The organism is Streptococcus pseudopneumoniae (assembly GCF_001072375.1).
GTDB classification, from domain to species: Bacteria; Bacillota; Bacilli; order Lactobacillales; family Streptococcaceae; genus Streptococcus; species Streptococcus pseudopneumoniae_L.
This window is the reverse complement of record NZ_JVKV01000099.1, coordinates 62,893-88,627: the sequence shown is the minus strand read 5'-3', so window position 1 is coordinate 88,627 and position 25,735 is coordinate 62,893. Positions and strand designations below refer to the sequence as shown.

The 25,735-nt window shown below is 41.2% G+C and carries 35 protein-coding genes; 4 read left to right on the top strand and 31 right to left on the bottom strand.

The window, feature by feature from the left end; genetic code table 11:
• Window positions 1–3: 3 nt before the first annotated feature.
• From rplX to ADH31_RS10310, 26 genes are all read right to left on the bottom strand, one after another.
• Window positions 4–309: a 50S ribosomal protein L24 gene (gene rplX, locus ADH31_RS08070; protein WP_000497691.1), complete on the bottom strand. Its 306-nt coding sequence runs from the start codon at window positions 307–309 to the stop codon at window positions 4–6.
• A gap of 83 nt (window positions 310–392) precedes the next feature.
• Window positions 393–761: a 50S ribosomal protein L14 gene (gene rplN, locus ADH31_RS08065; protein WP_000616548.1), complete on the bottom strand. Its 369-nt coding sequence runs from the start codon at window positions 759–761 to the stop codon at window positions 393–395.
• 25 nt (window positions 762–786) lie between these two features.
• Window positions 787–1,047 (bottom strand): 30S ribosomal protein S17, encoded by a 261-nt coding sequence (gene rpsQ, locus ADH31_RS08060; RefSeq protein ID WP_000440801.1) that lies wholly within the window; start codon window positions 1,045–1,047, stop codon window positions 787–789.
• Window positions 1,048–1,071: 24 nt separating this feature from the next.
• Window positions 1,072–1,278 carry a 50S ribosomal protein L29 gene (rpmC, locus tag ADH31_RS08055; RefSeq protein ID WP_000772918.1) on the bottom strand — a complete coding sequence of 69 codons (207 nt, stop codon included), beginning with the start codon at window positions 1,276–1,278 and terminating at the stop codon, window positions 1,072–1,074.
• Between the two features lie 9 nt (window positions 1,279–1,287).
• The gene (gene rplP / locus ADH31_RS08050; RefSeq protein WP_000960948.1) at window positions 1,288–1,701 is read right to left on the bottom strand and encodes a 50S ribosomal protein L16; all 414 of its coding nucleotides are present in this window, start codon (window positions 1,699–1,701) and stop codon (window positions 1,288–1,290) included.
• Window positions 1,702–1,704: 3 nt separating this feature from the next.
• A complete protein-coding gene (rpsC, locus tag ADH31_RS08045) occupies window positions 1,705–2,358 on the bottom strand; it encodes a 30S ribosomal protein S3 (protein WP_000529936.1) in 654 nt (217 codons plus the stop codon).
• 12 nt (window positions 2,359–2,370) lie between these two features.
• Window positions 2,371–2,715: a 50S ribosomal protein L22 gene (gene rplV / locus ADH31_RS08040; RefSeq protein WP_000818137.1), complete on the bottom strand. Its 345-nt coding sequence runs from the start codon at window positions 2,713–2,715 to the stop codon at window positions 2,371–2,373.
• Window positions 2,716–2,726: 11 nt separating this feature from the next.
• Entirely contained in the window at window positions 2,727–3,008 is a 282-nt protein-coding gene (rpsS, locus tag ADH31_RS08035; protein WP_000533766.1) for a 30S ribosomal protein S19, read from the bottom strand.
• 103 nt (window positions 3,009–3,111) lie between these two features.
• Window positions 3,112–3,945 (bottom strand): 50S ribosomal protein L2, encoded by an 834-nt coding sequence (gene rplB, locus ADH31_RS08030; RefSeq protein WP_000512914.1) that lies wholly within the window; start codon window positions 3,943–3,945, stop codon window positions 3,112–3,114.
• Between the two features lie 17 nt (window positions 3,946–3,962).
• The gene (locus ADH31_RS08025; RefSeq protein WP_001055347.1) at window positions 3,963–4,259 is read right to left on the bottom strand and encodes a 50S ribosomal protein L23; all 297 of its coding nucleotides are present in this window, start codon (window positions 4,257–4,259) and stop codon (window positions 3,963–3,965) included.
• Window positions 4,259–4,882 carry a 50S ribosomal protein L4 gene (gene rplD / locus ADH31_RS08020; RefSeq protein ID WP_000024549.1) on the bottom strand — a complete coding sequence of 208 codons (624 nt, stop codon included), beginning with the start codon at window positions 4,880–4,882 and terminating at the stop codon, window positions 4,259–4,261. Before rplD ends, ADH31_RS08025 begins: the two co-directional genes overlap by 1 nt.
• A 24-nt stretch (window positions 4,883–4,906) precedes the next feature.
• On the bottom strand, window positions 4,907–5,533 hold the full coding sequence (rplC, locus tag ADH31_RS08015; protein ID WP_000160197.1) for a 50S ribosomal protein L3: 627 nt from the start codon (window positions 5,531–5,533) through the stop codon (window positions 4,907–4,909).
• Window positions 5,534–5,615: 82 nt separating this feature from the next.
• The gene (rpsJ, locus tag ADH31_RS08010; RefSeq protein WP_001284513.1) at window positions 5,616–5,924 is read right to left on the bottom strand and encodes a 30S ribosomal protein S10; all 309 of its coding nucleotides are present in this window, start codon (window positions 5,922–5,924) and stop codon (window positions 5,616–5,618) included.
• 264 nt (window positions 5,925–6,188) lie between these two features.
• On the bottom strand, window positions 6,189–6,812 hold the full coding sequence (locus ADH31_RS08005) for a uridine kinase family protein (protein ID WP_049510047.1): 624 nt from the start codon (window positions 6,810–6,812) through the stop codon (window positions 6,189–6,191).
• Window positions 6,809–7,405 carry an anaerobic ribonucleoside-triphosphate reductase activating protein gene (gene nrdG / locus ADH31_RS08000; protein WP_045613165.1) on the bottom strand — a complete coding sequence of 199 codons (597 nt, stop codon included), beginning with the start codon at window positions 7,403–7,405 and terminating at the stop codon, window positions 6,809–6,811. The genes ADH31_RS08005 and nrdG overlap by 4 nt, the downstream gene beginning before the upstream one ends.
• A 5-nt stretch (window positions 7,406–7,410) precedes the next feature.
• On the bottom strand, window positions 7,411–7,911 hold the full coding sequence (locus ADH31_RS07995) for a GNAT family N-acetyltransferase (RefSeq protein WP_049510044.1): 501 nt from the start codon (window positions 7,909–7,911) through the stop codon (window positions 7,411–7,413).
• 37 nt (window positions 7,912–7,948) lie between these two features.
• A complete protein-coding gene (locus ADH31_RS10115) occupies window positions 7,949–8,089 on the bottom strand; it encodes a hypothetical protein (protein ID WP_049510042.1) in 141 nt (46 codons plus the stop codon).
• Between the two features lie 11 nt (window positions 8,090–8,100).
• Window positions 8,101–10,308, bottom strand: coding sequence for an anaerobic ribonucleoside-triphosphate reductase (nrdD, locus tag ADH31_RS07985; RefSeq protein ID WP_049510041.1), 2,208 nt, complete (start codon window positions 10,306–10,308; stop codon window positions 8,101–8,103).
• Window positions 10,309–10,427: 119 nt separating this feature from the next.
• The gene (locus tag ADH31_RS07980; protein ID WP_049510039.1) at window positions 10,428–11,981 is read right to left on the bottom strand and encodes a hypothetical protein; all 1,554 of its coding nucleotides are present in this window, start codon (window positions 11,979–11,981) and stop codon (window positions 10,428–10,430) included.
• Between the two features lie 44 nt (window positions 11,982–12,025).
• Window positions 12,026–12,160, bottom strand: coding sequence for a hypothetical protein (locus tag ADH31_RS10315; protein WP_275043526.1), 135 nt, complete (start codon window positions 12,158–12,160; stop codon window positions 12,026–12,028).
• A gap of 87 nt (window positions 12,161–12,247) precedes the next feature.
• A complete protein-coding gene (mnmG, locus tag ADH31_RS07975; protein ID WP_049510037.1) occupies window positions 12,248–14,164 on the bottom strand; it encodes a tRNA uridine-5-carboxymethylaminomethyl(34) synthesis enzyme MnmG in 1,917 nt (638 codons plus the stop codon).
• Window positions 14,154–14,582: an NUDIX hydrolase gene (locus ADH31_RS07970; protein WP_049510036.1), complete on the bottom strand. Its 429-nt coding sequence runs from the start codon at window positions 14,580–14,582 to the stop codon at window positions 14,154–14,156. The genes mnmG and ADH31_RS07970 overlap by 11 nt, the downstream gene beginning before the upstream one ends.
• A gap of 11 nt (window positions 14,583–14,593) precedes the next feature.
• Complete coding sequence (locus tag ADH31_RS07965; RefSeq protein ID WP_049510034.1) at window positions 14,594–15,049, bottom strand: NUDIX hydrolase; 456 nt, start codon at window positions 15,047–15,049, stop codon at window positions 14,594–14,596.
• Window positions 15,050–15,190: 141 nt separating this feature from the next.
• Complete coding sequence (gene mnmA / locus ADH31_RS07960; protein ID WP_049510030.1) at window positions 15,191–16,312, bottom strand: tRNA 2-thiouridine(34) synthase MnmA; 1,122 nt, start codon at window positions 16,310–16,312, stop codon at window positions 15,191–15,193.
• 154 nt (window positions 16,313–16,466) lie between these two features.
• Entirely contained in the window at window positions 16,467–16,682 is a 216-nt protein-coding gene (locus ADH31_RS10270; protein ID WP_080980085.1) for a hypothetical protein, read from the bottom strand.
• Complete coding sequence (locus ADH31_RS10310; RefSeq protein WP_261676122.1) at window positions 16,679–16,807, bottom strand: hypothetical protein; 129 nt, start codon at window positions 16,805–16,807, stop codon at window positions 16,679–16,681. Before ADH31_RS10310 ends, ADH31_RS10270 begins: the two co-directional genes overlap by 4 nt.
• A gap of 750 nt (window positions 16,808–17,557) precedes the next feature.
• Here ADH31_RS10310 and ADH31_RS07950 point away from each other — a divergent pair.
• Window positions 17,558–18,421 (top strand): helix-turn-helix domain-containing protein, encoded by an 864-nt coding sequence (locus ADH31_RS07950; RefSeq protein WP_049510025.1) that lies wholly within the window; start codon window positions 17,558–17,560, stop codon window positions 18,419–18,421.
• Between the two features lie 51 nt (window positions 18,422–18,472).
• On the opposite strand, the gene ADH31_RS07945 is transcribed toward ADH31_RS07950, so the two are convergent.
• Window positions 18,473–19,099, bottom strand: a complete 627-nt coding sequence (locus ADH31_RS07945; RefSeq protein WP_049510023.1) for a LysM peptidoglycan-binding domain-containing protein — start codon at window positions 19,097–19,099, stop codon at window positions 18,473–18,475.
• 241 nt (window positions 19,100–19,340) lie between these two features.
• On the opposite strand from ADH31_RS07945, the gene sdaAB reads away from it, so the two are divergent.
• The 3 genes from sdaAB to ADH31_RS07930 are packed head-to-tail and all read left to right on the top strand — an operon-like array spanning window position 19,341 to window position 21,558.
• Entirely contained in the window at window positions 19,341–20,012 is a 672-nt protein-coding gene (gene sdaAB / locus ADH31_RS07940; RefSeq protein ID WP_001191178.1) for an L-serine ammonia-lyase, iron-sulfur-dependent subunit beta, read from the top strand.
• An 8-nt stretch (window positions 20,013–20,020) separates the two neighbouring features.
• A complete protein-coding gene (gene sdaAA / locus ADH31_RS07935; RefSeq protein ID WP_049510017.1) occupies window positions 20,021–20,893 on the top strand; it encodes an L-serine ammonia-lyase, iron-sulfur-dependent, subunit alpha in 873 nt (290 codons plus the stop codon).
• A gap of 23 nt (window positions 20,894–20,916) precedes the next feature.
• Window positions 20,917–21,558: an HAD hydrolase-like protein gene (locus ADH31_RS07930; RefSeq protein WP_049510015.1), complete on the top strand. Its 642-nt coding sequence runs from the start codon at window positions 20,917–20,919 to the stop codon at window positions 21,556–21,558.
• 87 nt (window positions 21,559–21,645) lie between these two features.
• Here the strand turns inward: ADH31_RS07930 and ADH31_RS07925 are convergent, their stop codons facing one another.
• From ADH31_RS07925 to ADH31_RS07910, 4 genes are all read right to left on the bottom strand, one after another.
• On the bottom strand, window positions 21,646–22,062 hold the full coding sequence (locus ADH31_RS07925) for a DUF805 domain-containing protein (protein ID WP_080980088.1): 417 nt from the start codon (window positions 22,060–22,062) through the stop codon (window positions 21,646–21,648).
• 152 nt (window positions 22,063–22,214) lie between these two features.
• Window positions 22,215–22,640: a DUF805 domain-containing protein gene (locus ADH31_RS07920; protein ID WP_049510012.1), complete on the bottom strand. Its 426-nt coding sequence runs from the start codon at window positions 22,638–22,640 to the stop codon at window positions 22,215–22,217.
• A gap of 263 nt (window positions 22,641–22,903) precedes the next feature.
• Window positions 22,904–24,754 carry a polysaccharide biosynthesis protein gene (locus tag ADH31_RS07915; RefSeq protein ID WP_049510010.1) on the bottom strand — a complete coding sequence of 617 codons (1,851 nt, stop codon included), beginning with the start codon at window positions 24,752–24,754 and terminating at the stop codon, window positions 22,904–22,906.
• Between the two features lie 70 nt (window positions 24,755–24,824).
• Window positions 24,825–25,655, bottom strand: coding sequence for a glycosyltransferase (locus ADH31_RS07910; protein WP_049510008.1), 831 nt, complete (start codon window positions 25,653–25,655; stop codon window positions 24,825–24,827).
• Window positions 25,656–25,735: the final 80 nt, after the last annotated feature.

The following is a 25,735-nucleotide window of genomic DNA, read 5'->3' as shown; positions in this document are numbered from 1 at the left end:
TGATTAATCAAGCACTTCGCCTGATTTTTTGTTGTAGCGAACTTTTTTACCGTCTACAAATTTGTAACCAACACGACCAGCTACACCATTTTTGTCCAAAACTTGAACGTTTGATACGTGGATAGCTGCTTCCTTCTCGATGATACCACCTTGAGGAAGTTCGTTAGTTGGACGTTGGTGTTTCTTAACGATGTTAACACCTTCAACGATAACTTTGTTTACTTTTGGAAGGGCAGTAAGGACAACAGCTTCTGTTCCCTTATCTTTACCAGCGATTACGCGAACTTTGTCGCCTTTTTTTACAAACATTTTTTTCTCCTTTTATTCTTACGCCCAATGGGCACCCTGGCTAAGCCAGGGGACTGTGTTTGTTTGTTTTTGCTCTGTGAAAATTAAAGTACTTCTGGAGCAAGTGACACGATCTTCATGAAGCCACCTTCACGCAATTCACGTGCAACTGGGCCAAAGATACGTGTTCCGCGAGGAGTTTTATCTTCACGGATGATAACTGCTGCGTTTTCATCAAATTTGATGTATGAACCATCAGCACGACGAGCACCTGATTTAGTACGAACGATAACTGCTTTAACAACGTCACCTTTTTTAACCGCACCACCAGGAGTAGCTTGTTTTACAGATGCCACAATAACATCACCGATATTCGCAAATTTACGTTTAGAACCACCAAGAACTTTGATAGTCAAGATTTCGCGTGCACCGCTGTTGTCTGCGACTTTCAAACGAGTTTCTGTTTGAATCATTTCAGTTTTCTCCTTTCAGGTTTGATTAGATGATAACCGCTTCTTCAACGACTTCTACAAGACGGAAACGTTTTGTAGCTGAAAGCGGACGAGTTTCCATGATACGTACGATATCGCCTTCTTTGGCAACATTGTTTTCATCATGTGCTTTGTATTTTTTAGAGTAGTTAATACGTTTACCATAGACTGGGTGGTTACGTTTTGTTTCAACTACAACTGTGATTGTCTTGTCCATTTTGTCAGATACAACACGTCCAACAAGAACTTTACGATTATTGCGTTCCATTGAAATTTCTCCTTCCCTAGTCTATTATTTCGCTTCAGATTGAACTGTTTTGATACGAGCGATTTGTTTTTTAACTTCTTTCAAGCGAGCTGTTTGTTCTAATTGACCAGTAGCAGCTTGGAAACGAAGTTCAAACAATTCTTTTTTCAATTCGTTTTCGCGCTTCGCGAGTTCTTCTTGAGAAAGACCACGAAGTTCTTTAACAAATTCTTTTACTTCATTAAGTTTCATGCCTTCTCCTTATTCTGCTTCACGTTTTACGAATTTACATTTAACTGGCAATTTGTGGCTTGCAAGACGAAGCGCTTCGCGAGCGATCTCTTCAGATACACCTGCAACTTCAAACATTACTTTACCACGTTTAACTGGTGCTACCCAACCTTCAGGTGCCCCTTTACCAGATCCCATACGAACACCGATAGCCTTAGCTGTGTATGATTTGTGTGGGAAGATTTTAATCCAAACTTTACCACCACGTTTCATGTAACGAGTCATGGCGATACGAGCAGCTTCGATTTGGCGGTTAGTGATCCAGTGGCTAGTCGTAGCTTGAAGACCGTATTCACCGAATGCTACTTCTTTTCCACCTTTAGCTTCACCGCGCATTTTACCACGGAATTCACGACGGTGTTTAACACGTTTAGGTACTAACATTGGTTATTTACCTCCTTTAGTGTTTTTACGAGCTGGAAGAACTTCACCACGGTAGATCCATACTTTAACACCAAGTTTACCGTATGTAGTGTCTGCTTCTTCCCAAGCATAATCGATATCTGCACGAAGTGTGTGAAGTGGAACAGTTCCTTCAGAGTATCCTTCAGCACGGGCGATATCTGCACCGTTCAAACGACCTGATACTTGAGTTTTGATTCCTTTAGCTCCAGCACGCATTGCACGTTGGATTGCTTGTTTTTGTGCACGACGGAAAGCAACACGTTGCTCCAATTGACGAGCAATTCCTTCACCAACAAGGTGAGCATCCAAATCAGGTTGTTTGATTTCGATGATGTTGATGTGTACTTGTTTTCCAGTCAATTTGTTAAGTTTAGCACGAAGTGCATCAACGTTAGCACCACCTTTACCGATAACCATACCTGGTTTAGCAGTGTGAAGTGAAACGTTAACTTTGTTTACTGCGCGTTCGATTTCAATAGTTGAAACAGCTGCGTCAGCAAGTTCTTTTTGAACGAATTTACGGATTGCAAGATCTTCATGAAGGTAATCCGCGTATTCTTTTTCAGCATACCATTTGGCATCCCAATCACGGATGATGCCGACACGCATACCAATTGGATGTACTTTTTGACCCACGATTTTACCTCCTTATTTTTCTGCAACAGCTACAGTGATGTGAGCTGTACGTTTGTTGATTGGTGAAGCTGAACCTTTCGCACGTGGACGGAAACGTTTCATAGTTGGTCCTTCGTTTGCGAATGCTTCAGATACTACCAAGTTAGCTTTATCCAAACCAAAGTTGTTTTCAGCGTTAGCTACAGCTGAGTTCAAAACTTTCAAGATGATTTCAGCAGCTTTGTTTGGAGTGAATGTCAAAATTGCGATTGCATCGGCTACGCTTTTACCACGGATGTTGTCAAGAACAAGACGTGATTTACGAGGTGAAACACGTACTGTGCGAGCCATTGCTTTAGCTGAAGTAATTTCTGCCATTTATGTTCTCCTTATTTTCTACGTGTCTTCTTGTCGTCTGCGGCGTGACCTTTGTAAGTACGAGTTGGTGCGAATTCACCAAGTTTGTGACCTACCATGTCTTCTTGGATGTAAACAGGTACGTGTTTACGTCCATCATAAACTGCGATAGTGTAACCAATGAAACTTGGGAAGATCGTTGAACGACGTGACCAAGTTTTGATAACTTTTTTCTTTTCGTCGTTAGCTTGAGCTTCAACTTTTTTCATCAAATGCTCATCGACGAAAGGTCCTTTTTTAAGACTGCGTCCCATTTTTATATTTTCTCCTTTAAATTTTGTACCACAGCGGCTTGCGCTCACAAGGAGCGCTACCGAGCTGGCGGAATTTCTAGTTGCTTAAGCGACTAGTTTTAAATTATTTCTCGTTGCGACGACGAACGATAAGTTTGTCAGATTTCGCTTTCTTGTTACGAGTTTTAAGACCAAGAGCAGGTTTGCCCCATGGAGTAGATGGTGCTTTACGACCAACTGGTGCTTTACCTTCACCACCACCGTGTGGGTGGTCGTTAGGGTTCATTACAGAACCACGAACTGTTGGACGGATACCTTTCCAACGGCTACGTCCCGCTTTACCAAGGTTTACAAGTCCATGTTGTTCATTTCCGACAACACCAACTGTAGCACGACAAGTTCCAAGAATCATACGAACTTCGCCTGATTGAAGACGAACAAGAACGTATTTACCTTCTTGTCCCAATACTTGAGCAGAAGCTCCAGCAGCACGAACCAATTCACCACCACGACCTGGTTTCAACTCAATGTTGTGAACCAAAGTACCAACTGGGATGTTAGCAAGTGGAAGAGCGTTACCTACTTTGATATCTGCTTCAGGACCTGAAACGATACGTTGACCAACTTCAAGACCTTTTGGAGCGATGATGTATGCTTTCACACCGTCAGTGTAGTGCACAAGAGCGATGTTTGCAGAACGGTTTGGATCGTACTCGATAGTTTTAACAACTGCTTCAACGTTATCTTTGTTACGTTTAAAGTCAACCAAACGGTAGAAACGTTTGTGTCCACCACCTTGGTGACGAACAGTGATACGACCGTTGTTGTTACGACCAGCCTTGTTCTTCAAAGCAACAAGCAAAGTTTTTTCTGGTGTGCTTGTTGTGATTTCAGCGAAATCCAAAGAAGTCATATTACGGCGACCGTTTGTTGTTGGTTTATAAACACGAATTCCCACGATATTTCCTCCTTAGATTATTCAGCTTCAGCAGCAAACAACTCGATTGCTTTTGAATCAGCTGTAAGTGTGATGATAGCTTTTTTAGTTTTGTTAGTAAAACCAGTGTAACGTCCAACACGTTTAGCTTTAGGTTTTACGTTGATTGTGTTAACATTTGCAACTTTAACACCTTCGAAAGCAGCTTCAACAGCTTGCTTGATCAAAAGTTTGTGCGCACGAGTGTCAACTTCAAATACATATTTTCCTGCTTCAAGTTGAGCCATTGAGCTTTCAGTGATTACAGGTTTTTTGATAACATCATACAAATTCATTATGCAAGAACCTCCTCGATTTTAGAGATAGCTGCTTGAGTAACAAGAAGTTTGTCACTATTTGCGATGTCAAGAACACTTGCAGTTGTAGCAGTCGCAACTTTCACGTTTGGAAGGTTACGAGCTGAAAGAGCTGCGAATTCGTTTCCTTCTTCAAGAATAACAAGGACTTTAGAATCGATGCTCAAAGCTGCAAGAACTTTTGCAAATTCAGCAGTTTTTGGAGCTGTAAATTCAAGAGAATCAACGGCTACAAATTTGTTTTCAGCAACTTTTTCTGAGTAAACAGATTTTAGTGCAAGGCGACGAACTTTTTGAGGAAGTTTGTACGCATAGCTACGTGGAGTTGGTCCGAAGACGATTCCACCACCACGCCATTGTGGAGAGCGGATAGAACCTTGACGAGCACGTCCAGTTCCTTTTTGACGCCATGGTTTGCGTCCGCCACCTGAAACGGCTGAACGGTTTTTAACAGCGTGAGTTCCTTGACGAAGGCTAGCACGTTGGCTGATGATGACATCAAACACAACAGATTGGTTTGGTTCGATACCAAAGATTGCATCGTTAAGAACAACTTCGCCCGCTTGTTTACCAGTTTGGTCGAATAATGTTACATTTGCCATTTTGACTGTATTCCCCTTTCCTTATTATTTACCAGCTTTAACTGCTGATTTGATAGTGATAAGAGATTTCTTAGCACCTGGTACGTTACCTTTGATAAGGATAACGTTCTTTTCTGGAACAACTTGTACAACTTCAAGGTTTTGAATTGTTACACGGTCGCCACCCATACGTCCTGCAAGGTTTTTACCTTTGAATACGCGGTTAGGTGCAACAGGTCCCATAGAACCTGGACGACGGTGGTAACGAGAACCGTGAGCCATAGGTCCACGTGATTGTCCATGGCGTTTGATAACACCTTGGAAACCTTTACCTTTAGAAGTGCCAGTTACGTCAACAACGTCTCCAGCTGCGAATGTTTCAACTGTGATTTCAGCACCAACTTCCAAGCCTTCAACGTTTTTGAATTCACGAATGAAGCGCTTAGGAGCCGTGTTAGCTTTTGCTACATGTCCTTTAGCAGGTTTGTTGCTCAATACTTCGCGTTTGTCATCGAAACCAACTTGGATAGCGTTGTATCCGTCTGTTTCAACAGTTTTAACTTGAAGAACAACGTTTGGAGTTGCTTCAATAACTGTTACAGGGATCAATTCGCCAGCTTCAGTGAAGATTTGAGTCATTCCCACTTTTTTCCCTAAGATTCCTTTTGTCATGAGAAAATAGTTCCTTTTCTATATTTTTTATTCAAAAAGTTTTTAACGAGCGTTTTTTATGCTCAAGTTATCAAGCTTTAAATTAAAGTTTGATTTCTACGTTTACACCACTTGGAAGATCCAATTTCATCAAAGCGTCAACTGTTTTTTGAGTTGGGTTAACGATGTCGATCAAACGTTTGTGTGTACGCATTTCAAATTGTTCGCGAGAGTCTTTGTATTTGTGAGTCGCACGAATGATTGTGTAGAGGCTACGCTCAGTTGGAAGTGGGATTGGACCCGCAACTTGTGCACCTGTACGAGTAGCTGATTCTACGATTTTTGCAGCCGCTGTGTCAAGCGTACGGTGTTCGTAAGCTTTCAAACGGATACGGATTTTTTTGTTTGCCATCTTTTTCTCCTTTTCGTCTATTTAAGATAATAGGCTAGCTCCACAAGAAAACCGACGCGCGTTGCGTGGCAATGCAACCGAGCGTGTCGCAACCTCTTGCATCAAAGCTAAAGCTGTAATTTACAGCACCATAATAGAATAACACAAAGCCCCTGTGATTGCAAGGGATTTGACAGGTTTTTTTAAATTTTTTAGATGAAACTGTTTTCTTATTCCATTTTAATAAATTTTCATATTTAAGTGCTAGATTATCTGCCTTTTCTTCTATATAATGTTAGTTTTAATTTGAAATTTATCATCTGATTGATCTACCAAGATATCAGCTCTTGACTCGGTTTCTTTATAGTATTGTAGATACTGCTCTCGTCTCATCTGCTGACTAGCCAATATAATGGATGCATCGCCATTTCTCACAGTCGTATCTCGAGCTAGACGTCTCTTTAATTCGGTCTCCTCATCTGTGTAGAAACAAATGGTTTTGTCAAAGATTTCCTTAGGAAGAAAACCCACAGACATCCCTTCGACTATCAGAATTGGTTTTGCTCCAGATAAGATCTCGCTACCTTTCCAAGGTTCTTCGATTGTCAAGACATCCATACCCGCCTGCAAAGCGAGGATATCTCTTTGTAAACTCGCCAGCTCATGCGCTACCGGCAAACATGCTGTCACCTTTTGGTCTGGTGTCTCTTTAGGTACCACTAAATGTCGTCCCGAAGTAATATAGGGATCTGTCTCTAGTAAATTTACCTTTTCAGCATCCAATACTTGGTACAATTCTTGAGCAAAAGTTGATTTTCCTGAAGCTCCATGGCCGTAGATACCCAGTGTTTTTACTTTTCCCAACTCTATTTCTGATACTAGTCTTTCTATTAACTCTTTTTTCTTCATTCTCTCTTCACCTGTTCATAGCTTTCTTTTCCATCGTTAAGCTTGTCCCAAATGACTACCTTTCCACTTTGGAGAGACTTTTGCACATCGATAATCCGTTGGTTGGAAGAGCCACGGAACTGAAGCATGAGATTACGCTTACTTTTATCATAGCGACCATCTACCAGGATATCAATCAGGGATAAAAGTTCTAGTTTATCAGGCGTCTCCAACATCATTTCTTCCCAGGTGTATCCTGTCCAAGACCAGATGTCTTTTTCTGGCAATTCTTTCCGAATGCGTTTTACAAGGGGCAAAAGAATACCTGTATTGAGGAATGGCTCTCCTCCCAGCAAAGTCAATCCTTGAACATAGGGCTGGGCTAAGTCTGCCATGATTTGTTCTTCCAACTCTGGAGTATAAGGAATTCCTGCATTAAAGGACCAGGTCGCTACATTGTAACAGCCCTCACAGTGAAACATGCAGCCGGCTACATAGAGAGAATTGCGCACCCCTTCTCCATCCACAAAGTTAAAAGCCTTATAGTCAATGATACGCCCTTGACTAAGCTCCTCACTCTTCCACTCGCCTGGTTTTGGTGTATTCCATGTCATGCTTTCTACTCCAACTCTATCCAATAGCGCTCCGTTCCATTTCGAACATCCTCTAACTGCCCTCCATTAGCTAAGATAACAGCTCGGCTGGCAGGATTTTCTGTGCTACAAGTCACAAGCGCTCGTTTGATATTCTTTTCTTTAGCAATTTTTAGACCTTGATGGAGAGCTTCCTTAGCATAACCTTTACCTCTTTCAGATGGGCGAATAGAATATCCTATATTCCCTGCATAATTCAGCAGTCCCTCATTCAGTCTCAATCGTAAATTTAAAAAACCTAAAGCATGGCCTGATTCATCAAACAATACGAACTGAATTGATGGGACGCGATTTTCAGGCAAGTTTATTCCCATTTCTTTATTAAGGTTAGTTTCTAGCCAATTCTCATAATCAAAGTTCTCAGCATCCCAAAATCCGCCATCATGGGCTGACTGACTCTGTTCAAACTCTACCATCATCTCTAAAACTGTTTCTTTATCTGCCAATGTCGGTCTGCGTAGTATCATCTTTACCTCCAACTAAGAGAAAAGCGAGAGCGGACTCTCACTTTTTCTTATTCTTATTTAAAAATTGCTCTCTTAGGCTAGACACTCGGTCTTTTTTATTGCCTCCACCTTTTGAATGTTTCTCGTGGAACCGTTGAACCAAGGCCTTCCCCTTATCGTCTAATTGATATTTTCCCATTCTATCTCTTTCTAATTTCTTACTTCATGTCCAGCTGTTTTAATGGTTGAGCCATTCATATGTTTGACACGCGCAGCAATTTCCTTGTGACGTCCATTAACCATCGGACGCGCCTGTGGGTTCCCGAGATAGCCACAAGTTCGTTTAACAACATCTACTGTTTTAGGATCATTATTCCCACAGTTAGGACAAGCAAATCCTCTCTCTGTCGGCTCAAAATCTCCTTCAAAATCACACTTGTAACAGCGGTCAATTGGAGTATTGGTTCCGAGATAACCTACACGGTCATAAGCATAATCCCAAACAGCTTCCAAGGCCTTTGGATTTTGTTGAAGAACTGGATACTCACAGTAGTGGATAAAGCCACCTGACGCACCCGCTTCTGGATAAACCTTCTCAAAATCCAATTTTTCAAAAGGAGTTGGATTTTTACGCACATCATAATGGAAGGAATTTGTGTAGTACTCTTTATCCGTTATATCTGGAATAGAACCAAATTTCTCTGTATCCAAGCGACAGAAGCGGTCTGTTAAACTTTCAGATGGTGTTGAATAAATAGAGAAGTGATAGCCATATTGGTCTGACCACTCTTCTACTCGATGTTTCATATCTCGAATAATATCAAGGGTGAATTCTTTGGCTTCTGGATTGGTTTCCCAATTGTTACCAAAGAAGACTGTCGCTACTTCATAAAGTCCAATGTAGCCAAGCGAAACAGTAGCACGACGGTTCTTAAAGAGAACGTCAACACTTTCTTCCTTCCCAAGACGACGTCCGAAGGCACCGTATTGATAAAGAATTGGTGCATTAGCTGGAGTGGCTTCCTTGGTTCTTTCCACACGATAAACTAGAGCATCTTCAGCAATATTCATGCGCTCGTTGAAGATTTCCCAGAACTTGTTCAGGTCGCCTTCAGACTCGAGGGCAATACGAGGCAGATTTACCGTCACGACCCCTAGATTCATACGGCCAGAGTTAACTTCAACTCCATTTTCATCCTTCCATCCTTGAAGGAATGAACGACATCCCATCGGAACCTTGAAAGAACCTGTCAACTCAATAATCTTATCATAAGACAAGACATCTGGATACATGCGCTTAGTTGCACACTCAAGGGCCAACTGCTTGATATCGTAGTTAGGTGAGCCTTCCTCCAAGTTAAGTCCTCTTTTAAGAGTGAAGATGAGTTTAGGGAAGATAGCTGTGCGGTGTTCTGAACCTAACCCCTTGATTCTAATGTTCAGTATTGCCTTTTGAATTTCTCGTTCAAAACGATTGGTTCCTAGACCGAAACCAAGGGAAGTAAATGGCGTTTGACCATTTGAAGTGAAGAGAGTATTGATTTCATACTCTAGAGATTGCATGGCATCATAGATATCTTTTTGGGTTTTCTTCCAGGCGTACTCCTCACGCTTGTCAGGTAGTACCCATTCCTCTGCATCTTTGAGGTGTTTTTGGTAATTTTTTTCTGCATAAGGAGCCAAGACTTCATCGATACGGTCTGCTGAACAGCCTCCATACTGACTTGATGCAACGTTGGCGATGATTTGCGATATCTGAGCAGTCGCAGTCTGAATAGACTTAGGACTCTCTACCTCAGCATTCCCAATCTTAAAACCATTTTTCAACATGCCCTTGAAATCAATCAGACAGCAGTTGGTCATAGGCGTGTAGGGGCTGTAATCCAAATCGTGATAGTGGATATCCCCTTTTTGGTGGGCATTAGCCACATGCTTAGGAAGCATTTGAAGACCGATTGATTTCCCAACAATCCCCGCTGTCAAATCACGCTGGGTATTAAAAACATCACTATCTTTATTAGCATTCTCATTGACAACTGCCTGGTCTTTGTTGAGAAGTTTATGGATACTGAAGTTGATATCTGTTGCTTTTGAGCGCTCAAAATCCCTTTGAGTCCGATAGGTGATATACTCCTCAGCCAGAGCATATTCTTTAGCTTCCAACAATTCGTGCTCTACGATGTTTTGGATTTCGTAAATCTTAACTCCCTGTGGAAAGCGACTATGAATTTCTTTGACAATACGCTCAGTCAGAGCATTAAGGCGCTTTTCGACTAAGGGTGTCACATCCATAACCTTGTCTGCCGCCTTGTGGAGAGCCTTGTCAATCTTGTCCACATCAAATACAACACGTCTCCCATCTCGTTTCTCGACGAAGAGAGTTGGCAAAATTGTAATTTTTTCTTCTAGTGCAATCATATGCATGCTCTTTTCTAAAATGTTCTTTCTAAAAAGTATTATACCACTCTAAAAAGAAAAATCAATATCTTGTGTTAAAAAATAAAATTTTTTTAAAATTACACAAGATATTGATTGTTTTATTTTAATTTGTAAAGTTTAAAGTCTTTGAATTCACTTTGAACTGGTTGATATCTTTCTGCTAGAAGCTGTTCTACTTCCGTCCAGAGGGCTGTTTTTGTATTGACCACAATCACTTTAGGCTGGTTATCACGTAGATCATTTACCAGTTTGGTATGATTTTCAGATAAAACTGTATGTAATTTCGGTGTTAGTAACTGACTAGCTGCTAATCGTTCGCTGGCCTGATAAGCACTAGCCGAATTGTCCCATACATAAATGCTGTCTGTTGCTTGCGTTTGCCCCTTGACAATAGTTTCGATACGAGCGCGTTCTTGATATTGTTCCGAGTGAAGGACATAGCGCGCTACTAGAGGGGCCAAGAATAGGTAAGCAAGGGCCAAGATAGGCAGGTAAACATTTCCTTTGAGGAAGATTGCCCATACTGAAGGGGCTTCGCTATATCTTCTACTACGACTCCCTCCCTCGGCATTATTGGCACGAATTCGAGTCAATAACAAAATGGACATGAAAGGAAGCAACTCAGCTAGACGACTTCCATGGATTGGTTCAGTAGAGAAAATTTCCAAGCCTAGTGATAGTACAAGAGCAATCGCAGCAAATATAGATAGGACGTATTGCTTGCTTGGTTTAGACTGGAAAAAGCCTGCAAACACCAGGGTCAATCCTCCAAGACCGATTGCTAATAATCCATAAAAGAGGAGATTGTCTAGCAGACCTGGGTTGGACATAAAATTCAAACTATCAATTGGATAGAGAATTTGACTAATAGCACTTCCGAAGCTCCCTTTATAAACTGTGTAGTAACCGATTGGATAAAAGAAGAGTGAAAATCCTAGACAAACCGCAAGAAATTGATAAAAGCCACGAGCCAAGTAACCTCGTCCGATATTAAAGGCTAGTAAGGCTAAAAACAAGACAAGAGTATATAGAACTGTGACTAGAGACGCCAAGAAGAAGGCAAGCGCCAAACTCATCCCGATACGCAAGAAACCTTTGTCATGATTAGATTCTGCCAAATAGGTTGTAGCTAGATTTAGAGCGTAGAATAAGAATGGAAGGGCAAGAATTGTGGCATAGCCACCACCAAAGCTAAGACCTCCCGCAAGAAGGTAAAAAATCGTCAATACTTGTCGAGACTGCTCGTCCTCTTTCGTCAAGTCATAGGTTGAACGGAAAAGAAAAATTCCAGCGCCCACTAAAGCAAGCCAATTAAAGGTCGCAAATAAAAGGCTACCTTTAGCTAGATACTGTAGGAAATAATAGAGGAGACCACTCGTTCCAAAATAGTCTGTGTAGATTTCTCCTCCTTGGTGCATTGCCCATCCAATATAGAAATCCTGAGCCTGCTCTGGACTGGTCAATCCTAGCACAAAAGGAAGAACTACAGATACAAGTACCGCTAAAGTGCTCCAAATTAAGATTTTAAACAATGGTAAGCGAGCAGATTGTCGTGCTTCAAACTCTTCTCGCTCCTCTCCTCCAGCTGAATTTTCTTGATTTCCAGTCCAAGTTGGAGTTGGTTCATCGTCTAATCTGCCATATACATTCATTCATTCTCTCCTAGTTTTTGATTTGTTCTAGTATATCAAAAAGTCTAGTTCTTGTCAGCCTGCTGAGGGCATTTGTTCAGCTTTTTACAGAGATTAGCGAAGCGTTCAATCTCATAAAAACGGTGATAAGACGCCTTTTTATAGGCGTCTAAAAAATTTTTTTCTTCTACTGTTATCATCTCTTCTCCTTTTCTCTTTATTCGAAAAAAGAGAAGCAATCTATCAAAAAAACTGAATTCCCTAAAAGAGAATTCAGCATTTTGTTTTTAGTCAGCTTTCTTTTCTAAATTTTTTGAGATGCTTCGATTTTTACCTTCCAGATACACCATCAAAATAGAAATATCTGCTGGATTAACCCCAGAAATACGGCTAGCTTGGCCGATAGTTTCCGGATTGATGAGTTTGAACTTCTGGCGAGCCTCAGTCGCGATAGAGTCAATGTCATCCCAGTCGATGTTGGCTGGAATGCGTTTTTCTTCCATGCGTTTCATCTTGGCAACCTGATCCATGGCTTTTGAGATATAGCCTTCGTACTTGATTTCTGTTTCAATCAATTCGATAATCTTGTCATCTAACTCTTCAGCAGCAGGTCCGATGAAGGCAACCACATCTTGGTAAGAGACTTCTGGACGACGGAGGAACTCTTTGGCTGTGACTGCATCTGTCAATGGTTTGAAGCCCATTGCTTCAACCTTAGCATTGGTTTCCTTGACTGGCTTTAGTTTGATGCTATCCAAACGCTTCATCTCATTGTCAAATTGATTTTTCTTAATTTCAAAACGAGCCCAGCGTTCATCGTCAACAAGTCCAATCTCGCGTCCAATCTCGGTCAAACGCATATCCGCATTGTCATGGCGGAGAATGAGACGGTATTCAGCACGACTGGTCAAGAGACGATAGGGTTCAATGGTGCCCTTGGTCACCAAGTCGTCAATCATGACCCCAATATAGCCGTCGCTACGCTTCAAAATCAACTCAGGTTTGCCTTGGATTTTCAGAGCGGCGTTGATACCAGCGATAATCCCTTGACCTGCTGCCTCTTCATATCCTGATGTTCCATTGGTCTGACCAGCTGTGAAAAGCCCAGAGATTTTCTTGGTCTCTAGAGTTGCACGCAACTGATGAGGCAAGATCATGTCGTACTCGATCGCATAACCAGTTCGCATCATTTCTGCATTTTCCAGACCTTTGATGGAATGAACCAAGTCACGCTGGACATCCTCAGGCAGACTGGTTGAGAGACCTTGCACATATACTTCCTCTGTATTGCGCCCTTCTGGCTCAAGGAAGAGTTGGTGGCGTTCCTTGTCCGCAAAGCGAACAATCTTATCCTCAATCGACGGACAGTAACGAGGTCCCACTCCCTTAACCACACCTGTAAACATAGGTGCGCGGTGGAGGTTATTCTGGATAATCTCATGGCTAGTACCATTGGTATAGGTCAACCAGCACGGTACTTGGTCTTTGACATAATCTTCATCACGTGAAGTGTATGAGAAGTGATTTGGCGCTTCGTCTCCTGGCTGAATCTCTGTCACATCGTAGTTGATAGAAGAAGCCTTGACACGTGGAGGCGTCCCTGTCTTGAAACGACCGATTTCGAGGCCCAATTCCTTGAGATTGTCAGCTAGGTTAATAGAAGCCAAGCTGTGGTTAGGACCTGATGAGTACTTGAGGTCTCCGATGATAATTTCCCCACGGAGGGCTGTCCCTGTAGTCACGATAACAGCCTTAGCAGCATACTCTTGATGGGTCGCTGTACGAACACCGACAATCTTGCCGTCTTCAACCAAAATCTCATCAATCATGGTCTGACGAAGAGTCAGATTTTCTTGATTTTCAACCGTCTTGCGCATCTCCTTAGAGTAAAGCTCCTTGTCAGCCTGCGCACGAAGAGCTCGAACTGCTGGACCTTTCCCAGTGTTAAGCATCTTCATCTGGATATAAGTCTTGTCAATGGTCTTGGCCATTTCCCCACCGAGAGCGTCGACTTCACGCACAACAATTCCCTTGGCAGAACCACCGATAGAGGGATTACATGGCATGAAAGCCAACATTTCAATGTTGATGGTCGCAAGCAAGACCTTGCAACCCATACGGCTAGCTGCTAGGGATGCTTCTACCCCAGCGTGTCCCGCACCGATAACTATAATATCGTATTCTTCTATAAAATTATAAGTCATTTCTTAACCTTTCAAAAATTTCTCGTAAATAAGGAACTAACTTCTCCTCCTCTAGAGCTTGAGCCATAGTAACCCATTTAAAGTGCGTATGCTCTTGAGGATCTAATCTGATAATTGGCTTCTCCCCAACCCACTCTGCTTTATAAACTAAGCGAGTAAAGACAGTATCCTTAGAGGTATCCAGTTGACTATCTTCGTGAAGAAGCTTGAGCGAACTGCTGTCTAGCCCAACTCCCGCTTCTTCAACACATTCTCTAAGAGCTCCATCTCGCGGAAGTTCACCCTTTTCAACCCCGCCACCAGGAATATCCCAGTAAGTTGGATAAACGTTGGGTTGTCCTCTTTTAATTTCCGAACGCTGAATGAGCAAATAATCATCACCACTATGAACAAGTACATGGGCAATAAGCTTAACCATCCTTTTCTCTCCTATTCCTCAAGATGAATGTGTCTTAGTTGGCCTTCCCAATCTGGTAAAGCTGTTTTTAAAAATGCCGGAACTAGCTGAATATTCTGGAGCTGGTCCAAATCAATCCATTCACAGGGCTGCCTTTTCTCATCTTCCTGCATGGTCAACGGAGCATCCTCAAGCAAATCCACTAGATAATGAAACTCGATATTGTGATAATAGACACCGTCTTGTTCAAAACGATTTTCAACTACAAAAGCTAGTTGCCCAGCTTGAGCTTTGACACCCAGTTCTTCCCTCACTTCACGGACTACCGCGTCTTCCGTTCTTTCATTGACTTGGATGGCACCGCCGATAGTGTAATACTTGCCCTTATCTTTGGTGACTAGAAGTTTGCCATTTTGGAGAATCAAGGCTGTCGCCCGAACTCCAAAAACCGTATTTTCTACTTTTGTCCGAAAGTCTTGTTGAATCATCTTTTTTCCTTTCCTCTAAACGACACAAAAACAGTCAAAACTCGTAAGAAGTGCAGGACAAAAAAGCCTGCAACATCCATGAGCTTTGACCATCATTTCTATTGCTTTTATTATTGTAGCAAATTGAGAACATTTGTCAATCTAAATGTACTGACAAACCTTGCCATCGCGGTAGGCATTGTCAATCAAACCACCACCGAGACATTCTTCACCATCGTAAAAGACAACTGCCTGTCCTGGTGTAATGGCGCGTTGCGGTTCTGCGAAAATGACCTCTGCCTTGTCTCCTTTGACATGTACAGTCACCTTCGAGTCCGGCTGACGGTAGCGGAATTTAGCCGTACATTCGAGCGTAAATTCCTCTGGCATGTCACGAGTAAAGTGGACTTGACTCGCCTCTAGGCTAGTTGACATGAGCGAATCATGGTAGAAACCTTGACCGACATAAAGGATATTCTTGCTCAGGTCTTTTCCGACAACGAACCAAGGGGCATTGTCACCACCATGTTGACCACCGATACCGAGTCCCCCACGCTGACCAATCGTATAATACATCAGACCAGCATGTTCGCCCATATCACGTCCATCCACAGTCATCATGCGACCAGGCTGAGCTGGCAGGTAGTTGCTGAGAAATTCTTTAAAGTTCTTTTCTCCGATAAAGCAAATCCCTGTCGAGTCTTTCTTCTTAGCAGTCGCAAGGCCTGCTTCTTCTGCTAGTCTGCGAACTTCAGGTTTTTCCAAATGTCCCAAAGGGAACATAGTCTTTTGGAGTTGTTCTTGTGAAAGTTGGCTGAGGAAGTAGGTCTGATCCTTGCCATTGTCCACGCCACGAAGCATGTGAACAATGCCATCCTCATCACGCGACACACGGGCATAGTGCCCAGTTGCCACATAGTCTGCACCCAAGGTCATGGCATAGTCCAAAAAGGCCTTGAACTTGATCTCCTTGTTACACATCACATCTGGATTTGGCGTGCGTCCTGCACGGTATTCCGCTAGGAAATACTCAAAAACGCGGTCCCAGTACTCTTTTTCAAAATTGACAGAGTAGTAAGGAATGCCAATCTGGTCTGCCACTGCAGCCACATCTTTATAATCTTCGGTCGCCGTACAGACGCCGTTTTCATCTGTGTCATCCCAGTTCTTCATGAAGATACCGATCACGTCGTAGCCCTGCTCCTTGAGCAAGAGAGCCGTCACCGACGAATCAACACCACCACTCATCCCCACGACAACACGTGTTTTAGAGTTATCACTCATGGTAGTTCTCCCATCTATTCGTTTATTCACGATTGAAGGTCGTGTTTGCTTAACGATTGAAGGTCGTTTGAGCAGTTTTCATTATAACATGCTTGGTTGGAGAAGACAAGGAAGAGGCTGATAAATCTGGCAACCTCTAGCATAAGACACTTTTTCATTCCAAACTATTCTTTATAAAAAAATTCCTATAAATTCGAGCAATAGTTAAAATACAAACAAATATAATTCCCAAAATAGATAATACTATTTTCACAAAACTCATTTCCGAACCTATAACATATATATGAAAAAGAGGGGCTAGTCCTACACATAGAGACAATAGATAACTAATAAATCTTATCTCACCAATTCCTGCAAAAAAATGTTTCATTTTAAATATCCCAATTTTACCTTTCGTTTTAATAATCCACTAGCAAATCTATTGACTTCTCTTTTTTTGAAAAATCTTGATAGCAAATTTACTCCACTTAAAGCCACTAAAATTTCAACCGTCATAATTTCTCCAAGAGAAAAATGCAAACTGACAAAGTTCCTGCTAAAATACTATCCTCCCAGCAAATAGAGAGTCAGCAAAAATAAAACAACCGAAATTGGCAGAAAAGCAGCACGATTTGTTTTACAAAAAATGGCATAACAAAGACTACCTATCGAAAACGTCATAATAACTTCAATAGTTATCTTTAGAGCAGGGTAATATATATTTTTAATAAAAAGAATTAAAAGGATAAAAAATACCAATGAACAAAGAACGGATTTGATATAAAATTTTAAATGAATCATAATTTATTTTTTAGATTCTACCTACTATAGATAAAATCACCTTTCTTATTTTCTTCTCATGATATTCACTTTAATTTCTATGAATATAAATATGGTAAATTACAAATCAGAGTTCCAACTAAAAGAAATTGATGAAATAAGCAAATCTTACAGCAAATTAAATTTATCCAGAAGCTCTCATGTAATGATTTTAAATCCTAATGAATCTAATCAATGCAGATTTTATTTTGACAGTAGTTCTATAACAACTCTAAATAACACTGGGGTTGCTAGAATCAAAATAACCCCTGCCACAAAGACAATGATTACCCGAAATAGATCTTTATTTTTACGCATTGAAACAACCTCCAATCTATTATTTTCTAGCTACATGATACCTCTTATTTACTTTCTATATTCTTATGATACAATATATTTAATAGAATTCTATTTACTGTTAACTTTTTTCACGAAAAGGAGGAAATCATGCGCTATGATTTCGGGAAAGTATATAAAGACATACGTGAGTCAAAAGGATTGACCCAAGAAGAGGTCTGTGGAAATGGCCTTTCAAGAACCAGCCTTTCCAAGTTTGAAAGTGGCAAGGCAACTCCCAAATATGAAAACATGGAGTTTCTTCTCCGTCAAATCAATATGAGTTTTGAAGAGTTTGAATACATCTGCCATCTCTATAGACCGAGCCAGCGAACAGAAATCATGCAAACCTATCTCAATACAAGTTCCATCTTTGGTACCAGTAGTCTAGTCAATTTATTTGAAACATGCCAAGACTATCTCAAGGTCCATCACGATCTCCCTATAGAGGAAATCAGAGATATGCTGGAAGTTGTTATTTATATCCGTCAACATGGAACAGGACAACTTTCAATCCAAGTGGAACAAACGGTCAAAAAGCTTTGGGAAAAAATTGAAAAACAAGATACATGGTATGAAAGCGACCTAAAAATCCTCAACACCATACTTTTTAGCTTTCCCATCGAACACCTCCACCTCATCACTGAACAAATCTTGCAGCGCTTAGAAGAATATAAAAACTATCGACATTTATATGAATTACGAATGACAATCCTACTCAATCTGTCCACCATCTACTTGTACAATCAAGATAAAAATACCTGTCAACAAATCTGCTACACCTTACTAGAGGATGCCAAGAAAAAGAAAAGATACGATATTTTGGCAATCACTTATGTTCGAATAGGTATTTGCACTAGTAATAATCATCTTATTCAAAAGGGCTTCTCCCTTCTGGAGTTAACTGATGAAACCTCAATGCTATCTCACCTCAAAAAGGAAGTAGAGACCTGTTATCAAGCAAAGGAAATATAAAAAAGTCGAGGAAATCCCTCGACTTTTGCATCTTATTCTGCTAGTTAGTTCTTAGTACCAACCGTTGTTAAGCCAGAAGTTCTTAGCTGCAGTCCATGAACCGTAACGTCCTGCAACGTAAGCGTCTGCTACACGTTCTTGGTTTTCTGCTGAATAGTCACCGTTCAAGTATGAATCTGTCAATTGGTAACGTCCGATGTAACGTCCGTTTGTAGCTGTGTAGCTACCGCCTGATTCTTTTTGAGCGATCCATTCTTTAGCTTCTGCTTCAGATCCGCTTACAGTTGAAGCTGATGCTGAAGTTTCTGTTGTAGCAACAGTTTCTTCTGCTACAGTTACGCTTGCTGCTGGCGCTTCATAAGTTGTTGTTTCAGTAGCTGCAGGTGCTGCTACTGGAGCTTCTGCTGTCGCAGTTGAAGTAGTTGAAGTTGCTGGTGCTTCACCATCAATAACCAATACTTGGTCTACATAGATCAAATGAATATCTTTAATCTTATTTTTTTCTGCCAATTTTTCAACAGTTGTATTGTATTTTTCAGCGATTCCTGAGAGAGTGTCACCTGATTTTACTGTATAAGTTGTTGTTTCTTGTGCAAAAGTAAGTGATGGTGCAAGGAAAGCAAGCGCTGCTGCTACTCCTACAAGTCCTGTTTTAATTTTGTTAGTTGTTGATTTCATATTAAAAGATTCTCCTTCTTTCTTATATTTCCATCATACCCTACTATTATTACTGTTTCTTGACGGTTTTATGTAGAAATGTTACAAGACTATGTTTTATTTCACTTAAATAGCCTCTTTTTGTTACAAAAGGCTTGATTTTATAGGCTTTATGGGGATTTTAGATATTTTATCATGGAATTGAGCGCTTGCATCTAATCTTTGATATAATAGAGTTAAGAATCTTTTTAAGGGGAAACAGATGCAATCACTTCGTTTTCAATCTGTCTTTGATATCATTGGGCCAGTCATGATTGGCCCATCTAGTAGTCACACGGCAGGAGCTGTTCGTATCGGTAAAATCGTCTCTTCTATCTTTGACGATACTCCAACCGAGGTCGAGTTCCAGCTTTTTAATTCTTTTGCAAAAACCTATCGAGGGCACGGAACTGATCTCGCCCTGGTCGCTGGAATCTTAGGAATGGACACAGATGATCCAGAAATTCCAAATAGTTTAGAAATTGCCCACAAGCGTGGCATCAAAATTGTCTGGACCATCCAGAAAGACAGTAACGCCCCTCACCCAAATACTACGAAAATCACTGTTAAGAATGAGCACAAGACCATCAGTGTGACAGGAATTTCAATCGGCGGTGGTAACATCCAGGTGACAGAACTCAATGGCTTTGCCGTATCCCTCAACATGAACACTCCTACCATTATCATCGTTCATCAGGATGTTCCTGGTATGATTGCTCATGTAACAGAGGCCCTCTCTCGCTTTGACATTAACATCGCCCAAATGAATGTAACCCGAGAAAAAGCTGGTGAAAAAGCCATTATGATTATCGAAGTTGATAGTCGCAACTGTGACGAATCTATCGAAGAGATTCGTAAAATTCCTCATTTGCATAATGTCAATTTCTTTCAATAGGAGAAAATATGTTTTACTCTATCAAAGAATTAGTCCAACAAGCCGAACTTGGTTTTCAAGGAAATGTTGCGGAACTCATGATTACGACCGAGTTTGAGCTAACAGGTCGTGAACGTGAAGAAGTTCTCCTTCTCATGGAGCGCAACCTTGAAGTCATGAAAGCTTCAGTTGAGCTTGGTCTTAGTGAAAAGAAATCTCGTAGCGGTTTGACAGGTGGTGACGCTGCCAAGCTTGACCACTACATCAAAAAAGGAAGGACCCTATCAGACTTCACTGTCTTGTCTGCAGCTCGTAATGCTATCGCCGTTAATGAACACAATGCCAAGATGGGGCTGGTCTGTGCGACACCTACTGCTGGTAGTGCAGGCTGCCTTCCAGCCGTTCTCACTGCTGCTATTCAAAAGTTGGATTTAACTCATGAACAACAACTAGACTTCTTATTCGCTGCAGGTGCTTTTGGACTCGTGATTGCTAACAACGCTTCTATCTCGGGAGCCGAAGGTGGCTGCCAGGCCGAAGTCGGTTCAGCTTCAGCCATGAGTGCCGCTGCCCTAACTCTAGCTGCAGGCGGAACGCCTTATCAAGCGAGTCAGGCTATCGCCTTCGTTATCAAAAACATGCTCGGCCTAATCTGTGATCCCGTTGCAGGTTTGGTTGAAGTTCCTTGTGTCAAGCGGAATGCCATGGGAGCAAGCTTTGCATTCATCGCAGCCGATATGGCTCTAGCTGGTATTGAATCCAAAATTCCAGTTGATGAGGTCATTGACGCCATGTATCAAGTAGGATCTAGCTTACCAACTGCCTTTCGTGAAACTGCTGAAGGGGGGCTCGCTGCCACACCGACAGGTCGTCGCCTTCAAAAAGAAATCTTCGGCGAATAATTTCATCATTATGAGGAGAATCAATGTCATCTATATCTGCTATCTTTTTTGACTTAGATGGAACACTTGTGGATAGTTCTATCGGAATTCACAATGGTTTCACCTATACCTTTGACCAACTTGGAGTTTCTAGTCCCGGTGCCAAAATTATTCGAGGTTTTATGGGGCCCCCACTAGAAACCAGCTTTGCTAGTTGTTTGCCGGCTGAGCAGATAGAGGAAGCCATCCAGCTCTATCGTTCTTATTATAAGGAAAAAGGTGTGTACGAAGCCCAACTCTTTCCACATATCAAAGATTTACTCGTAGAACTAGCTGAGCATTATCCTCTTTATATCACTACTACGAAGAATACACCAACCGCCGTTGACATGACTAGCAATTTTGGGATTGACCACTTTTTTGATGGCATTTATGGTTCAAGCCCTCAGGCCCTACACAAGGCTGATGTCATTCGTCAAGCTCTGGAAACTCATCATCTAACTCCCGAAACAGTCGTTATTATCGGAGATACCAAGTTTGATATGATTGGCGCCCAAGAAACCGGCATTAAAAAATTAGCGGTAACCTGGGGATTCGGGGAGGAGCGAGACCTCATGGGCTATAATCCTGACTGGATTGCTCACCACCCAACAGACATTTTACAGCATCTACAATTAAAACGCTAAAACAAAAGACTCCCAGCCTAAAAGTTAGGTTTGGGAGCTTTTTGTCTAATCTTAATGAGGAGAATGACATTCTCCGTATTCATCCAATTATTCAAAGGGGGTAGCTTCTTCGCTTTCAACTTCTTTAGGTCTATTGATTGTTACTATTTCTACTTCCTTACTTGGCATAGCTAGCAGAACTAATAGCGCAAGACGCCCGACCATTGGAACAAAGTAAAGGAAGATAAAGGCCCAGTGGAAACCTCCATCACGCAAACGGCGAATCCTCAACGCCAGAGTAGGCAACAGAAGGAGTAAAACTAAAATGGCATAAATCATGCATATCAGGATAACTAAAGTAAAGTTCAGAGAAGGACCCTGGTTTATCTCTTTATTGAAGATAAGGATATACAGAGGTAGAAACAAGATATGATTCATCAACCAAACCCACCAGAAGTCAGGGCGTGTTGAGCGTCCTACAAAATCTACATAACCTTTTAAAAAATTTATATAAGCCCTAAACAAGATATTTCTCCTTTTTAACAATGGTATACCAGCAAGCATCCACATAGTTTTAAAACACTCCCAAATCTATTTTTAGATATGGGAGTGTCAGATATTTGCTTAACAATATAGAGAAAACTCTAAAACAGATTCAATTGTAAAACCTGAACTTCTTAGTTTTTGTCTGATTCTTCGAATGGTGAAACTTCTACAATTTCTTCAGTTTCATTGATTGTTACTACTTCTACTTGTTTCGTTGGCATAGCTAACAAAGCTAAAAGGGCAAGAGGTCCAACCATCGGAATAAAAATGATAAAGATTAGAGCCCAGTGGAAACCAGCATCACGTAGTCGACGAACTGTCAAAGCTAACATAGGTAATATTAGGGCTAGCCCGAAAATCATGTAGATAATAGCAATTCCACCCAAGGCCACTAGAGCAGCCTCATTTCTTGGATTTGCGAGCACCTTAAAATATGCTGAGTAAAAAGGGACAAGGAGGATCATATTTGTTAACCAAATCCACCAATACTCTGAGCGTGTTGAACGGCCTGTAAAATCTACATAACCTTTAAAGAAATTCTTATATGCGTTAATCATAAGTTACTCCCTATTTTTTTAATTCATACGAAATGAAAATGCAAGAGCAAATTAGGAAGTTCGTTATAAACCATATCTAAGTACAGTCAAACGATGCAGACCTCATTTACTTTGATTTTCAAATAGTATAAATTTAGTTTACCATAAATGTTCAACAATGACAAGTTTGTTCAAAAAATTGGTAAAGGAGTAGCAGTTATCAATAAAAGGTATGATTCCACTTATCTCTAACATGAAGCTAGGAATCATACCTTTTTTCTTTTTTAATGAATGTGAGTTGTTTCGTTAGCAAAACCGATAATAGCTTGCTTCAACTCTGAACCTTGCAAGGCACGGAATTCTTCAATCTTTTGATTGATAACTTCAAGTGGCATGACATTAACCTTACCAACAAAAATCTTATCCATGACTTGATTATCAACTAATTCAGTAGATACCAACAACTCCTCATAGAGTTTCTCACCTGGACGAATCCCCACTTCTACAATCGGGATTTCATTTTCAGTACGTCCGCTGAGAAGAACCATTTTCTTGGCCAAATCATAAATCTTAACTGGTTTGCCCATATCAAGGATAAAGACCTCTCCATCTTTAGCATAAGCTCCTGCATGGATCACCAAACGGCTAGCTTCTGGAATGGTCATAAAGTAACGAGTCATACGGAAGTCCGTCACAGTCACTGGACCACCCTCTGCAATCTGACGCTCAAATACTGGAATCACACTACCACGGCTACCAAGAACATTCCCAAAACGAACCGCACAATAGGTAGATTGACTACGTTGGTTGAATCCTGTAACAATCAACTCTGCCACACGTTTGGTAGCTCCCATTACGTTTGGTGGATTAACGGCCTTATCGGTCGAAATCATAACCATCTTCGGTACCTTAGCGGCGTCAACTGCCTTGGCAACATTGTAAGTTCCGAGGATATTATTTTTAAAGGCTTCTTTTGGATTACGTTCCATCATTGGCACGTGCTTATGGGCAGCAGCGTGGTAAACAATGGCTGGTTGGTACTGCTCAAATACTTGAAGCAAGCGATCGTAGTCTTGGATGTCTGCAATCACAGGAACATAGTCAATTCCTTGGAAGCTACGAATCAATTCATGATAGATCAGATAAATGGAGTTTTCCCCATGACCCAAGAGAACCACGCGCTCTGGATTAAAGCGACTAACCTGACGGCAAATCTCAGACCCGATAGAACCTCCTGCACCTGTCACTAAGATAGTTTTTCCAGTAATTTCTGAGCCTAGGCGTGACTCATCTAGTTGAATTTCTTTACGTCCCAAAAGGTCAGTAATATCGATTTTTTGGAAACCACCTACCTGAGGATGCAATCCTTGTACAACCGACTCAATCTTGGGCATCTTATAACACTTCAAGCCAAGTTGGTTACACATTTTTAGGATACGCTCATACTCGGATGGATCAAGAGAAGGAATCGCAACGATAACTTTTTCAATCTGATGACGTTTTGAGAGTTCTGGTAACTGTTCATAAGATCCTAAGACTGGGATTCCTCCTAGTTTTTGACCTTTTTTCTTCTCATCATTATCCAAAATACCCACTAACTCAAGATCACTCGTAGGATGCTGGTAGCTGTTCATAAAGAGAGCTCCACCGTCTCCCGCACCAATCAAGAAGGTACGACGATGTTCCCCTTCTCCATCACTCTTTTTGCGTCTTGAATAAATCAACTGCCAAGTAATACGTGGGAGCAAGATCAAGAAGGTGCTGAGCAAGATAAAGAGAACGATGAAACGCACTGAAAAAAGTGGCAAGAAGGCATAGCAAAGGAGATAGGACAAGATACTGCTGACACTTACTCCGATGAATATCTTCATAAAGTCTGTGATTTTGCTATAGCGACTAATGCTAGCATTGAGCCCCCAGAATCCAATCATGATTTGATAGAAAAGGAAGGTCAAGCTTGTATAGATGACATAGTCCACAGGAGCTGGATTGATCAATCCATAAAACAAGATATAAGAAACAATGATTGAGGAAATCATGCTGGCAGCATCAAAAATCCCCCAAAAGACTTGTTTCTGTTGTTTATTTAATACTTCAACTAGATCAATTACATAATCTGTCATTTTTTTATTCATGTGAATGGTATCCTCCTACACAAAATCACATTTTCTAGTAATTACAAGATATTTTTCTAAAACCGATTAGTTATTTGCTTTTTCTCAATAGTTTTAAAAATATGAACTGTCGGACAAAGCCTGGACATAGGGCAACGACAACTTGGATTAAAACACTTTTCAGATATTCACCATAAGAAATCTGTCCACGCGCGTGCATTCTTTGACGTGCCTGGCGATAGAGTTTAAGATAGCGAAGGCCACCACGGCGTTCAAACATCCCTGCTCCCACGCGTACCTTACAAAGAATCTGATCCACATTCCCAGTCCGAGCACCAGCACTAATCATATTGAGCCAGAGCAAATCGTCTTCCATATAGAGCCCATCTTCGTAGTTACCTGCCTTGAGAACCATCTCTTTTTTAAACATAACAGTCATGTGATTAAAAGCACTTCTCATACGTTGGTAGGCGATAATCTCTTCGTGCTTAATCGGCACACGACGGTAAGAAACAATTTCATCAGGTTGATCGATGAATTCTGCAATATGACCGCCTAGTAGATCCAAGTTTTCCTTTTCCATCAAGTCAAACTGCTGTTCAAAACGATCTTCAACAGCAATATCATCCGTATCCATACGGGCAATGATGTCATACTGGCACTGCAAAACACCATACTGTAGTGCCAAGCCCAGGCCACGGTTTTGCTCCAGTGGACAACGTTTGATTGGAATACTTGACTGTGCTGTCAATTTATCCAAAACTTGATATAGTTCAGGTGTCAATGGACCGTCTTCAACGATAACCACTTCACTAGGCTTAAGCGTTTGATGTAAGATACTCTCTACCGCTTCTTCTAGAAAGGTAGGATTTTCTTTAACATAGACTGACATCAAGACACTAAATTTCCGATTTTCAGACACAGTAGTTCTCCAATTTATAGATTTTCTTTCACTATTTTATCACAAATTCCCAGACTTTCCTATTTTTATTTGAATCCCAG

Coding starts and splice junctions, on each gene's coding strand:
- rplX (WP_000497691.1), bottom strand. CDS start 309: ATGTTTGTAAAAAAAGGCGACAAAGTTCGCGTAATCGCTGGTAAAGAT.
- rplN (WP_000616548.1), bottom strand. CDS start 761: ATGATTCAAACAGAAACTCGTTTGAAAGTCGCAGACAACAGCGGTGCA.
- rpsQ (WP_000440801.1), bottom strand. CDS start 1,047: ATGGAACGCAATAATCGTAAAGTTCTTGTTGGACGTGTTGTATCTGAC.
- rpmC (WP_000772918.1), bottom strand. CDS start 1,278: ATGAAACTTAATGAAGTAAAAGAATTTGTTAAAGAACTTCGTGGTCTT.
- rplP (WP_000960948.1), bottom strand. CDS start 1,701: ATGTTAGTACCTAAACGTGTTAAACACCGTCGTGAATTCCGTGGTAAA.
- rplV (WP_000818137.1), bottom strand. CDS start 2,715: ATGGCAGAAATTACTTCAGCTAAAGCAATGGCTCGCACAGTACGTGTT.
- rpsS (WP_000533766.1), bottom strand. CDS start 3,008: ATGGGACGCAGTCTTAAAAAAGGACCTTTCGTCGATGAGCATTTGATG.
- ADH31_RS08025 (WP_001055347.1), bottom strand. CDS start 4,259: ATGAATTTGTATGATGTTATCAAAAAACCTGTAATCACTGAAAGCTCA.
- rplD (WP_000024549.1), bottom strand. CDS start 4,882: ATGGCAAATGTAACATTATTCGACCAAACTGGTAAACAAGCGGGCGAA.
- rplC (WP_000160197.1), bottom strand. CDS start 5,533: ATGACAAAAGGAATCTTAGGGAAAAAAGTGGGAATGACTCAAATCTTC.
- rpsJ (WP_001284513.1), bottom strand. CDS start 5,924: ATGGCAAACAAAAAAATCCGTATCCGTTTGAAAGCTTACGAACACCGT.
- ADH31_RS08005 (WP_049510047.1), bottom strand. CDS start 6,812: ATGAAGAAAAAAGAGTTAATAGAAAGACTAGTATCAGAAATAGAGTTG.
- nrdG (WP_045613165.1), bottom strand. CDS start 7,405: ATGACATGGAATACACCAAAACCAGGCGAGTGGAAGAGTGAGGAGCTT.
- ADH31_RS07995 (WP_049510044.1), bottom strand. CDS start 7,911: ATGATACTACGCAGACCGACATTGGCAGATAAAGAAACAGTTTTAGAG.
- ADH31_RS10115 (WP_049510042.1), bottom strand. CDS start 8,089: ATGGGAAAATATCAATTAGACGATAAGGGGAAGGCCTTGGTTCAACGG.
- nrdD (WP_049510041.1), bottom strand. CDS start 10,308: ATGATTGCACTAGAAGAAAAAATTACAATTTTGCCAACTCTCTTCGTC.
- ADH31_RS07980 (WP_049510039.1), bottom strand. CDS start 11,981: ATGAATGTATATGGCAGATTAGACGATGAACCAACTCCAACTTGGACT.
- ADH31_RS10315 (WP_275043526.1), bottom strand. CDS start 12,160: ATGATAACAGTAGAAGAAAAAAATTTTTTAGACGCCTATAAAAAGGCG.
- mnmG (WP_049510037.1), bottom strand. CDS start 14,164: ATGACTTATAATTTTATAGAAGAATACGATATTATAGTTATCGGTGCG.
- ADH31_RS07970 (WP_049510036.1), bottom strand. CDS start 14,582: ATGGTTAAGCTTATTGCCCATGTACTTGTTCATAGTGGTGATGATTAT.
- ADH31_RS07965 (WP_049510034.1), bottom strand. CDS start 15,049: ATGATTCAACAAGACTTTCGGACAAAAGTAGAAAATACGGTTTTTGGA.
- mnmA (WP_049510030.1), bottom strand. CDS start 16,312: ATGAGTGATAACTCTAAAACACGTGTTGTCGTGGGGATGAGTGGTGGT.
- ADH31_RS10270 (WP_080980085.1), bottom strand. CDS start 16,682: ATGAAACATTTTTTTGCAGGAATTGGTGAGATAAGATTTATTAGTTAT.
- ADH31_RS10310 (WP_261676122.1), bottom strand. CDS start 16,807: ATGACGGTTGAAATTTTAGTGGCTTTAAGTGGAGTAAATTTGCTATCA.
- ADH31_RS07950 (WP_049510025.1), top strand. CDS start 17,558: ATGCGCTATGATTTCGGGAAAGTATATAAAGACATACGTGAGTCAAAA.
- ADH31_RS07945 (WP_049510023.1), bottom strand. CDS start 19,099: ATGAAATCAACAACTAACAAAATTAAAACAGGACTTGTAGGAGTAGCA.
- sdaAB (WP_001191178.1), top strand. CDS start 19,341: ATGCAATCACTTCGTTTTCAATCTGTCTTTGATATCATTGGGCCAGTC.
- sdaAA (WP_049510017.1), top strand. CDS start 20,021: ATGTTTTACTCTATCAAAGAATTAGTCCAACAAGCCGAACTTGGTTTT.
- ADH31_RS07930 (WP_049510015.1), top strand. CDS start 20,917: ATGTCATCTATATCTGCTATCTTTTTTGACTTAGATGGAACACTTGTG.
- ADH31_RS07920 (WP_049510012.1), bottom strand. CDS start 22,640: ATGATTAACGCATATAAGAATTTCTTTAAAGGTTATGTAGATTTTACA.
- ADH31_RS07915 (WP_049510010.1), bottom strand. CDS start 24,754: ATGAATAAAAAAATGACAGATTATGTAATTGATCTAGTTGAAGTATTA.